At 42.7% G+C, this 11261-nt stretch carries 8 protein-coding genes; 1 reads left to right on the top strand and 7 read right to left on the bottom strand.

Annotation, left to right across the window (positions count from 1 at the left end; translation table 11 throughout):
• Positions 1-284 precede the first annotated feature (284 nt).
• Entirely contained in the window at positions 285-1808 is a 1524-nt protein-coding gene (locus QZ998_RS12190; protein ID WP_296560975.1) for a helix-turn-helix domain-containing protein, read from the top strand.
• Positions 1809-1896: 88 nt separating this feature from the next.
• On the opposite strand, the gene QZ998_RS12185 is transcribed toward QZ998_RS12190, so the two are convergent.
• The 7 genes from QZ998_RS12185 to QZ998_RS12155 all read right to left on the bottom strand — a co-directional run bounded on the left by QZ998_RS12185 (position 1897) and on the right by QZ998_RS12155 (position 11240).
• Positions 1897-2841 (bottom strand): NmrA family NAD(P)-binding protein, encoded by a 945-nt coding sequence (locus QZ998_RS12185; RefSeq protein WP_296560973.1) that lies wholly within the window; start codon positions 2839-2841, stop codon positions 1897-1899.
• Between the two features lie 116 nt (positions 2842-2957).
• The gene (locus tag QZ998_RS12180; protein WP_296560972.1) at positions 2958-5006 is read right to left on the bottom strand and encodes an FAD-dependent oxidoreductase; all 2049 of its coding nucleotides are present in this window, start codon (positions 5004-5006) and stop codon (positions 2958-2960) included.
• 146 nt (positions 5007-5152) lie between these two features.
• Positions 5153-6037: a LysR family transcriptional regulator gene (locus QZ998_RS12175; RefSeq protein ID WP_296560970.1), complete on the bottom strand. Its 885-nt coding sequence runs from the start codon at positions 6035-6037 to the stop codon at positions 5153-5155.
• Positions 6034-6933, bottom strand: coding sequence for a LysR family transcriptional regulator (locus QZ998_RS12170; RefSeq protein ID WP_296560969.1), 900 nt, complete (start codon positions 6931-6933; stop codon positions 6034-6036). Before QZ998_RS12170 ends, QZ998_RS12175 begins: the two co-directional genes overlap by 4 nt.
• A 241-nt stretch (positions 6934-7174) precedes the next feature.
• Complete coding sequence (locus QZ998_RS12165; protein ID WP_296560967.1) at positions 7175-9484, bottom strand: methyl-accepting chemotaxis protein; 2310 nt, start codon at positions 9482-9484, stop codon at positions 7175-7177.
• 287 nt (positions 9485-9771) lie between these two features.
• Complete coding sequence (locus QZ998_RS12160) at positions 9772-10401, bottom strand: corrinoid protein (protein ID WP_296560965.1); 630 nt, start codon at positions 10399-10401, stop codon at positions 9772-9774.
• A gap of 41 nt (positions 10402-10442) precedes the next feature.
• Complete coding sequence (locus tag QZ998_RS12155; protein ID WP_296560963.1) at positions 10443-11240, bottom strand: methyltetrahydrofolate cobalamin methyltransferase; 798 nt, start codon at positions 11238-11240, stop codon at positions 10443-10445.
• Positions 11241-11261 lie beyond the last annotated feature (21 nt).

The raw sequence follows: 11261 nt of genomic DNA, 5'->3' as shown, positions 1-11261 counted from the left end.
AGTTGCTGACATCAACTAAATACTTTTTTCTTTTACCTGTTTTTTTCTTGAAAACACCAGGGTTTATTAAAGTTACCCCTTTCTCAATCTTTTGTTTCTGTCATTAAAAAATAACCGCTTGACATATTACCAGATTGCTTTTGATTGAGAAGTGATAATGAAATCCTTCTCAATATTTTATTTGTCCTTATTATATTTAACTTGCACTTTAAAGTCATTGTCCATATAATAAAAAAATAAGTGCGTTTGTTATACAAATTTGTACAAGACAAAAGGAGTTCCTCATGAAACTGAGCATTGATATTATTTTTGAACTGATCGCTAGACCGGATACGCATTTAATTTCGGGTAAAACCATCTTATTAAACCTCACTGGTATCCGCTTTTATCGCCCTGAGGGTGGTTGTGACCTGAGTGAGGAATTGCTCTATCTCAGCGATGCAAAACAATTAGCTGACCTGCAATCGCCAAAATCATTGTCCTTTATCTGTCTGGGTCCGATTGACGAAGCCCTGCTCGACCCCCATTGGTCGGTTATCATCATACCTTCGCAAACCGATGCCGGTGAGCTGTTTGACGCGGTTCAGGCGATTTTTGACCGCTATCAACGATGGCTGGAACACATTAACGAAGCGATTTTTAACGGCCAGACGCTCCAGGCCATCCTGGACGAAGCCTGCCGGTATCTTAAAAACCCGGCGGCCTTGTTTGACGATTCCCAGGGGCTGCTGATGCGCATCAGTAACATGAATCTGGATAAATTGGATGCGATCTGGGCTCACGTTCTGGAAAAAGGCTATTCTTTAAAAGAGGTTGACAGTATCAATCTCAGCGAAAAGTTCAGAACCCAGCACCAGCCCTTTTATTATCAGTCCCCGGATACGTTTGGAAACATCAAACGCCTGATTGCGCCGATTCTTGTCAATGGCCAGCTGTTCGGATCACTGGCGATGACGGAACTGATCAGTCCGCTGACAAAGTCCGAATATGCCAACCTGTGGCTGGCTCAGCAAATAATCGAAAATGCCCTAAAGGTGAATGACGAATTTTGCAAAAATCTGGAAACCCCCTGGTATCTCTACCGTTTGATTAAAGAAAAATACGTCGATCCCCATATCCTCGCCCATCATTTAGGTTTAAAAGACCGCAAGATCGCGGAACCTTATGCCTTATGGTGCTTTAGCCCTGCCGGAAAAATTATTGATTCGGATTTCAGCACTCAGGGTTACTCTAATCAGCTTTCCCGATTGTTTAAAGATCAGCTGATTTTTTTGTTTGAGTCACTGATTCTCGTCTGTGATTACAATCTCGAACCTGAAAATAAAAAACAGTTCCATGAGCTGATTCTGGATTTCTTAGCCAAACGCGAATTCAAAGCGACGAAGAGTATGGTTTTTAATGATATCTATGAAATTAATCTGGCCTATCTGCAGTGTCAGATAGCCAACGAATACGCCAATGATGCTGCTTGTGAAATTATCTGTTTTAATGACATTTATGCCGATCATATTTTAACGGTTCTTGATCTCCACACCAAACTCGATGTGCTCATTGTCCCCCAGCTTAAAAGCTTGAATCAGCAGGATCCCTATACCCACGAGTTGCTTTTATGTCTTAGAGCCTATATTGCCAACGGCAAAAACATTACCGCGGCCGCTGATTCACTCAAGATCCATCGCCACACCGTGGTTTATCGTTTAAAAAACATTCAAAAGCTCACGGGTCTGAATTATGAGATGCTCCAGGACGACATGATGTTTCAATTGTTTTTGTCCTGTGGAATTTTATTGCGAAATGTACCGCAATAAGAAATCATTTGTATTCCTTTTATAAAGACAAACAAAAAACAGCATCTCCATTAATTGGATAATGCTGTTTTTTTCTTTTCTAACTTTGTTAATTTTCAGTTGAGGTTCGGCTACCAATCCGGTGATTTTCCAGATCCTCGAAGATTTCCCGGACTGATAATGGTTTTCTGCCAATCAGCATTTCTACATCCTTGGAGCAGGCGTTCATCTGTTCCAAGCGGATGGCCCGGCCAAAGGTCACCATCCCATCGGAACAGAAGGGAAAGTTCTTGGCTGTTTCGGCCCATTCACCTTCGGTATTTCTCGGCACACCAATAGAATCGAAGAAGGCGTACATCTCGTCGTCAGTCAATTCCTGATAGGTAACCGTTTTGCCGGTGACTTCGCTGCCGATTTTACAGAATTCGGTAATGGTCATCGCTTCCGGTCCACTGATATCGTAGATGGTATTGTTTTCGCCAGCCCCGGCCGCCACACAGGCAGCGACTTCGGCACAATCATCCCGTGAAATGAAGGCCATGTGCCCATTGCCCATGTTAGTGGCCATTACACCGTTTTCGGCGGCACTTTGTTCAAACACCGATACCATTGCCTCGGCATACTGGGAATCCCGTAAGATGATCCAGTCAATATCAAGGCTTTTCAGGTAAGCTTCGGTGATTTTATGATCTGAAACTTCATAGGTATCACAGTCTTCTTCGCCGGCACCGACAATGGAGGTATAAACAATTTTTTTCACACCCGCTTCAACGGCAGCATCAATCGCGTTCTTGTGAGCAGTTCTTCGGCGCTCACCAACAAAAGGCATAGAGATTAGCAGTAGTACCTCTCCCCCTGCAAAGGCTTTTAATAATGTCTCTTTATCAAAGATATCCGCATATCGGGTCTCGACGCCCTGTTCTTGATACTGTTTAATGACATCCTTGTTTGGGGTTGTAAAGATCAGTTGATCTTTTGATACCTTTTTTAAAATACTGCGTGCGGAGCAACCGCCAAAATTACCGTCAACACCAGTCATAATTATTTTTCCCATTAATTCGTTTCTCCTTGTTTGTTATTTATCTAACTAAGACAAGTATAACGAATTTCTACCCAAAAAGATAATTCAAAGAGGCAAAGATGATAATCAGGTTTACTTATGATGTTTTATCAATAACGTCCGATATCCCGGGCAATGGTATAGGCGGTGGCATTGGCCGTATAAACATTTTTAGGTTCAACACAATCGCCAAGTTCAAAGAATAATGGTGCGCAGTTTCTCAATTCATTTGACTGTTTTCGCAGCGGTTTCTGTCCAAGCGCATAGATCACCGTGTCCGCTTCATAAAGGCTCTGTTTGCCAATTTCGTAGTGTTGATTTAAACTGGCCTGGGTCACGGCCGATACCAACATTCCTTTTGCGATGGTATCACAGCATTGTTCTTCTGAAAATGTGTCGCCAACAAACTCACCAATAACACCTTTTTCAGTAATCTCGACGGCTTTGGTTGAAGTGACCACCTCGATTTGATACTTGATGATTTCATTGTTAATGGCCATTGAGTGAATGACATTGTTTGAAAAGTTCAAACTGTTGGACATTTCGATAATGGTCACTTTTTTCCTTAACTGGGAAAGATAAATGGCCAACTCAATCCCGGATAATCCGCCACCAAGAACAACTGCTTTTTCGCCAACTTTCTCGGCCTCCAGATATCCCGCATCTGCATCCATAACGTTTTTACCTTCAATACCGGGAATATTGGGCATCACCGCTTTTGCGCCCAACGCAGCAATGATAACATCTGGTTTTAAGGCTTTAGCTAATTCGGGTGTAACTTCGGTATTCATGCGCAAGTCAATTTCCGCTTCTTCAATCAGCGCGCTTTGTGAATCCAAATATTGCTGCATGTTCTGCTTGAAAGGTACTTTTTTCTCACAGCGCAAAGCACCGCCCAATTCATTTGATTTTTCACAAAGAATGACTTCATGGCCGTGTTCATAAGCAGTTAGAGCCGCTTGCATGCCACCGATGCCGCCACCAGCAATCAATACTTTTTTCTTCTTTTGAGGCAATACCTGATTGTATTTTACTTCCCGTTCAAAACCAATTTCTGGATTGATGGCACAAATGCTTGTTAACTTTGTGAAGTGCGCCGAGAAACATTCAAAGCAACGAATGCATTTGCGAATTTTTTTATCCTGTCCCATTTGGGCTTTAACCGGGGTGTCCGGATCAGCCATTAATTGACGGCACAACATCACCACATCGGCTTTTCCTGATGCAATGATCTCTTCCAACAGCTCCGGTTCAGCCAACGCACCTACCGTTGCAATTTTAGAATGGCGGATGACTTTTTTCACAGCTGCCGCATATTTTACATTGGCTCCATCATCTAAAAACATACTGGGGGAAGTGATGGTAAACACCGAAGTTTCTTCGTGAGCGCCTACCGAAACGTTGATCAGATCCGCATGGCCATCTAATTGTTTGGCAATCTCAACGCCATAGTCAATGTCATAACCGCCTTCAAAAAGCTCTGCTCCGCTAATCCGAACGCAAACTGGAAAATCACGACCGCACTTTTTCTTGATGTCGGCAATGGCCGCATTGACAAAGCGGGCCCGATTTTCCATGGAACCACCCCACTGGTCCCGACGATTGTTATGGGGTCCAAGAAACTGGTTAAACATCCAGCCATGACCAGCATGGATGGTTACCATTCCAAAACCGCAATGTTTGGCGGTTTGTGCCGCATCGCCAAATTTCTTGATGATCTCAAAAATAACTTCTTCCGGCATTTGCGGAATCTCCATCCCTAAACCATTAACCGAATCAAAGGCGCCAAAAATCTCATTTCCCAGACCAAACTTGCTGTGATATGAATTTGCCCCACAGTGTTGGAGTTCAATATCGGCAACAGCGCCGTGCCTGCTGATACATTGAGAAAGTCTGTATAAAGGCGACAAAGCGGTGGGATCATCCAGTCTGATGGTCGGACCGATGGCACCTCTGGCATTATCGGCCATTGCTGAACCAATGCTGACGGTGGCCGCTCCGCCCTGAGCCTTTCTTTCAAAATAAGCGATAAATTCATCCCCCGGATGCAATCGCTCGTCGGGATAGTATTCTAGCCCAATTGGCGCTGCAAAAATCCGGTTTCTAAACTGTCTGTTTCCCAGTACTACTGGCGAAAATAATTGTTCAAATTTTTTCATTAAATCTCTGCCTTACAAAATAAAATAATAGTATTGTTGTCATCTTCAACGCTTCTATCGTAATTAAAATTAACGCCGTTGTCTAACGATTAAAAAGCCTGGTACTTATGCTAAAAATGCATAAGTACCAGGCTTTTGTGACCTCTTTAATTTTTGTCTCGCGCTGTAGTGAGGAATGCGTTAAGACAAGGATTTTTATTCGCCTGATTCCAGGCAAACTCGATGTTGTACTGATGATGCGTCTGATTAATTTTCAAAAACGTGATCGTCTGATATTTTTTCGTCAGCCCATCTGAATCAGGATAGAAAGAAATACCCCTTCCCAATTCAGTTAACAGTAACTGGGTTTCAAACGAATCGACTTCGATGACTATCGGATCAAAGCCATCCTGACGACAGCATTCTAGAATATAATCATAATGCTTCTGAAAGCTTTCCCTTTTGGGCACAATAATTTTCTCATTTCTAAGTTCAGATGCTGTAATCGCTTCTCGTCCTGCAAACCGATGAAATGGCCCCACACCAACTTTTACATTATATTGACAGACATTTAATGAATTGATTCCTTTTTCATCCTGCAGTTCGGCTTTAAAGACCGAAATAATATCCAAAGTTCCATCGTTGATTTGGGTCAACAATTGTGCCGGTGTACCTTGTTGCAGAACGATTTCGACATTTTCATTTTTCTGCTGATATGGTTTCAATACCTCAGTTACATACTCAAAGCCCAGATCATTAGAAAAGCCCACTTTTAAGACATTGTTTTCTTTATAACTTAAACGCACGCCATCTTCAACTGCTTTATCGTATAATTTCAGTATCGATTTCACACTGGTTAAATAATCGCTACCCGCTGCAGTGAGTTGTACTTTTGTGGTGCACCTTTCAAAAAGTGCGAAACCAATCTCTTTTTCCAATTGTTTGATGGCACGACTGATGGTCGTTTGTGAAACAAACTGGCGTCTTGCCGCTTCAGTGAAATTTAAAGTTTCGGATAATGCGATAAAATACTCCAGGGTTTGTCGATTCAAGCACTTGCTCCCTCCTTACTCTTTTTGATAATCAATTGCATAAATTCATCAATGAGGGGATTATCATCATTTTTATTTCGCGCCATGCAGAATTCGGAATGATGATGGGTTTCGATCAGTTTTATCCTGTGAATTCCGGAAGCTTCGGTCAGCACTTCCTCAGAAATAATGGTAATTCCTTTATTGGCACTGACCAATAAAATCATTTCATCAAAATTATCGACCTCTTTAATAACATTCGGTTCAAAACCGTCCTGTTCGCAGCTCCTGAAAAAAGAGTCATGATACTTGGGTCCATAGGTTTTTGAAAAAATAATCAGCTTCTCAGATTTCAATTCATTGCCATAGATTTCCGAGCGATCATGCCAGGGGTGACTGGTTGAGACAATGACGCATAGGGTGCTGGTGAATAAGGTTGTGATCTCAATCTGGGTATAGGTCTGAATTTCATTGGCCAGTCCGAACATGATATCAATTTCGTTATTTCTTATTTTCTCTGATAATTTTCTAAAGCTGAGTTCATACAGTTCAAGATTCACTTCTGGGTGATGGGCGACAAATTTACTTAACACCTCCGGCAAAAAACGTTTTTCAACCGGACCGGATACGCCGATTCGCAATGATCCTGAAAACCCATTTTTTAAGGCCTTGGCCTTTGTTACTGCTTGTTCGTAATCCTCAATTATCCGCTTGCTGGCTTCATAAAAAGCTTTGCCGGCCAAGGTTAAGGTCGGACGATAACCGGATCGGTCAAACAATTGAAAATCCAGTTCCTGTTCCATAGCGGCCATCTGTTGGCTCATGGCCGTCTGGGAGACAAAGCATTCCTGAGCCGCTTTGGTAAAACTGCCGTGCTCAACCGCCGCTATAAAATACTCCAATTTTCTGAAATCCATTTTCCACCTCGCTGGGATGATCATTCAAAATTGCATTCTTTGCTCCAATTTTATCATTCGTTTGTTTTCCACACAATGCCAAATTTATGAAGCATCTTGTTTTTACTTCAATTCAATCATAGATTGCGATTTTTCTGCTATCCCAATAGCGAACTGGCTACAATATAAGTTTACAGAATAAAAAAGCTATCTGAAATTTGTCTGCATGCAGACAAACAGATAACTTTTATTGATTATTATTTTACTTTCTTAAGGTAAATTGATGGATGGTTTCTTTTAAAAGTTCCGCCTGGCTGGAAAGCTCTTCACTGGCAGCAGCACTCTCCTCCGAGGTTGCTGAGTTTTGCTGAACCACTTGGGCCACCTGATCAATGCCGGCATTAATCTGGGCGATGCCGGTTGCCTGATCGTTTGATGCCAGGGCGATATTTCCCATCAGATCAGTGATTTCGCCAATGCCATTGACAATATCATTAAGCGCCGTTGCGGTTTCGTTGGCCATTCGCGTCCCATGTTGAACCTTATCGATGGAACCTTCAATCAGCCGGGTGGTTTCCTTTGCCGCTTCGGCGCTGCGGGCCGCCAAGGTTCGGACCTCTTCAGCCACTACCGCAAAACCCCTGCCATGCTGACCGGCCCGGGCTGCCTCAACGGCGGCATTTAAAGCCAGAATATTGGTCTGGAAAGCAATGTCGTCAATCACTTTAATGATTTTGGATATGTCTTTGGATGATTGATTGATATCAATCATGGCGTTTTGCATTTCAGTCATCTGACCGTTGCCAATATCGGCATTTTCACGAACAACCCCGGTTAGTTCCCGGGCCTTATTGGCATTTTTGGCGTTTTCCTTGGTCTGATCGGCAATTTCAGTGATTGATGCGGTCAATTCTTCGATGGAACTGGCCTGTTCAGTGGCACCCTGAGCTAACGACTGGCTGCCGGCCGCTACCTGGTTGGCACCTGAACTGACCTGCAAGGCCGCCGTATAGATTTCACTTAACAAGGTATTTAATGTTTTGATAATCTCATTCAGAGCATTTGAGATCCCGACAAAGTCGCCGCTATACGCCTGAATATCGTCGATATCAAGGTTACCATTGCCAATTTCCCGGGTAACCGCAGAAATTTCTTCAATAACACTGTTTAATTGTGCAACCGTGCCATTCACCGATTGTTTCATCTGGTCAAAACCGCCTTCGTAGTGTCCCGTGATGCTGGTACTTAAATTTCCTATCGAAATGGCATCCATTACTGTCGAAATCTCATCAAAGGGCTTAGCAATCTCCATCAGGATGTTGTTCATCCCGGAAATAATGGTTTGCCATGAGCCTCTAAAACGTGTTTCATCAGCTTTTATCTGCTTTCCTTTAATAATGGAGTCTAACAGCATGTTGGCTTCGCCAATCAGATCCCCAACAGACCCTTTGACAACACCTAAACTCGTATTGATTGCCCCGAAGTATTCTTTTATTTCGGCCGTGTATTGATTGCCTTCACCGATCGTCAGATCAAAGTTCAGATCGCCATCGGCTAGAAGCAGCAGGTTTTCTTTGAGCCGTGAAACCTCGGCCTCTGTGTATCGATTGATACTCACCATTGATGTCAGATCCATGGTTATTTCTAGAAAACCGAGATTTTTATTTTTTTTGTTGGTGATCAATCGGGAATTCTTTTGCAGGTATGCGCCTAAAAATTCAAAGTCAAAGGTAGTAATGCCGTTATTAACCAACTGATAAATACTGCAGTTTTCCGGACATTCTGCGGTATTACAATGTTCCACCCCAAATTCACAAGCTTTTCTGCCATAGGCACTTTCCCGGTTTTCAATAATGCCGGCCTGCAAAAGTGAATTCTCCAGGGTTTTATTAAAAAACAGCCAATGGGAATTGGTATCCAGAATGTGCATGGGATACGGTATGGCATCCATGGCATGCTCATACAGTTCAATTTTGGCCGAATTTTGAGTGACTATTCTACTAATATTATCAAACAGAGACAAATAGATTCCTGAAAGACTCGCGGCAGCTGGTTTAACATCGTCAGGATCCATCATGGCGGATAATTTTTTAGTGTCGCCTTCCAGTATGGATAGGGACTCACCAATTAAAATAAGATTTCTTCCCAATACGTCATTATTTGATATTGGCAGCGCTTCAAGCGAAAGTTCTCCGGTTGCTAATTGACTTGCTGCATCTGAATATATCTGCATTTTACTTACCAACGTCATAACAGCCTGACTTAATTCATCTGGGTCATTTTCAATCGCACTCAATTCAAGGTTTCCCGCGCCGTCTGTGAGGTGTTCCAAAATGCCAGCTATTTTTGATGAACGTTTGTAATATTTTGATGACAGAATAATCAATGAACCTAAATTTAAACATAGACCAATGCCCAAAATTGCCAGGATGATCAGTGGCTGATTAAGCATTGAAGACTCCGGCAAACTATTTTGACTAAAAATAGCTAAAGCCATACAAGTAATCAATAAATAGATCGCAAGAATTGGAATGCCTAATTGAAATATCCATTTTCTTTTGTTATTCTTCATAATTTTTTACCTCGTATCATAATTTTGCTCAGGAAATTTTAACATTTCAATTGGTTGACACAACAGCATCAATTTTGATAAACGTTTTCATTTCCGATGCTTTTAAAAAAGAATCTTATCCACTATAACGAATTTTCTAAAAAAAAGATAATTCAAAAAGGCAAAGCTGTTGATAAGTTTTGGTTATGCTTTTGAACATCGAAAATAGTCAATCTTAAATAGGGGTTTAAGATTAACTATTGACAGTATTTATTAATTTTTGATTATTTTATGGCCAAAACTATCCCTTATGCCCCAATGATTTCCTTAGCCTTGGCTGCCGAGCTTCCGGCATCCGGTGCATAACCATCAGCACCGATTTCGTCAGCATATTCTTGTGTAACAGGGGCACCGCCGACGATGACTTTCATCTCAGGTATTGCCGCTTTAATGGTCTGAACCGCTTCTTTCAAAGCTGGCATGGTTGTAGTCAACAGACCGGAACAGGCAACCAGAACAACATTTTTATTTTCTTTAGCCGCTTCCACAAATCGTTCCGCTGGAACGTCAACACCCAGGTCAACCATATCAAAGCCAGCGCTTTCAAGCATCATCACAACCAGGTTTTTGCCGATATCGTGAAGATCGCCGGCCACGGTTCCCATGATGCAGGTCCCTAATGAGCTGGAGCCATCCCCTGCCATGACTGGTTTTAAAACTTCTACCCCTTTTGACATGGCTTTGGCGGCAATCAGCATTTCCGGGACAAAGATTTCGCCGGATGAGAATTTATCACCAACCACACCCATGGAAGCGATCATCGCATCCAGGATATCCTGTGCTTTATCGCCAGCGTCCAATGCTTCCTGAACGGCTGCTGCCACCTTCTTTGATTTACCGGTTTCGACTAAATTTTTAACTTCTGCTATTTTTGACATGTAGATTTTCTCCTTTTATTTTTGATTTAAATTTAATGCACTTATTTTACAAAAATGCCTTCGCGGAAGGCGCCGATGTATTCCATACAATATTCGTCTTCGCCCATCATCGCTTCAGTGGCAAACAGCATTCCCATCATATCCTTGTTGAGCGGATCGAGGATGAAGCTGTCCATGCCGGTGCTCATGGCCAATACGGCAAAGGCCTGGTTGGCAATTCGGCGGGCGGGCAGATTAAAGGAAATATTGCTGACTGCGCCGGTGACATGAATGGTCGGATATTGGGCTTTAATGCCACGGATGACTTCGGTTACCATGGTAATGCCGTCTTCGGATGTACAGAGCATTTCAATCAAGGGATCAATATGCATCCGTGATGGGTCGATGTTGTATTCTTTAACCTTCACCATCAGATCGGCAAAAACATCCAGCCGGTCTTTAGCAGTTTTCGGAATCCCCTTGTCGCTGTTTAACAACGCGACGCATTCCCATTTGGTATCGGCGATGGCGTTAAACGCCACATCAACCTTGTCGCCTTCTAATGAAACGGAATTAAACAGTCCTGGTTTGTTGCAGTATTTCATCGACTCGATGCAGGTGTAGACATTGGGACTGTCAACCGCAATCGGCGTATCCACCGCTTCCTGAACAATGTCGATCAGCCATTTCATGGTTTCCAGTTCGATGTCATCATCTACGGATGCGCAGACATCGATGAAATCTGCTCCGGCTTCTGCCTGCTTAATCGCCAGGTTTTTAATAAATTGGGCATCCTTGGCAGCAATGGCTTTGGCGGTTGAGGGAATCGCGCCGTTAATTTTTTCTCCAATAATGATCATGGTCTTCTCCTCCAGTGATTA

The organism is uncultured Acetobacterium sp. (genome assembly GCF_927416815.1).
Classification (GTDB): Bacteria; Bacillota; Clostridia; order Eubacteriales; family Eubacteriaceae; genus Acetobacterium.
The sequence above is the reverse complement of the archived record's forward strand: the minus strand, read 5'-3'. Positions and strand labels throughout refer to the sequence as shown.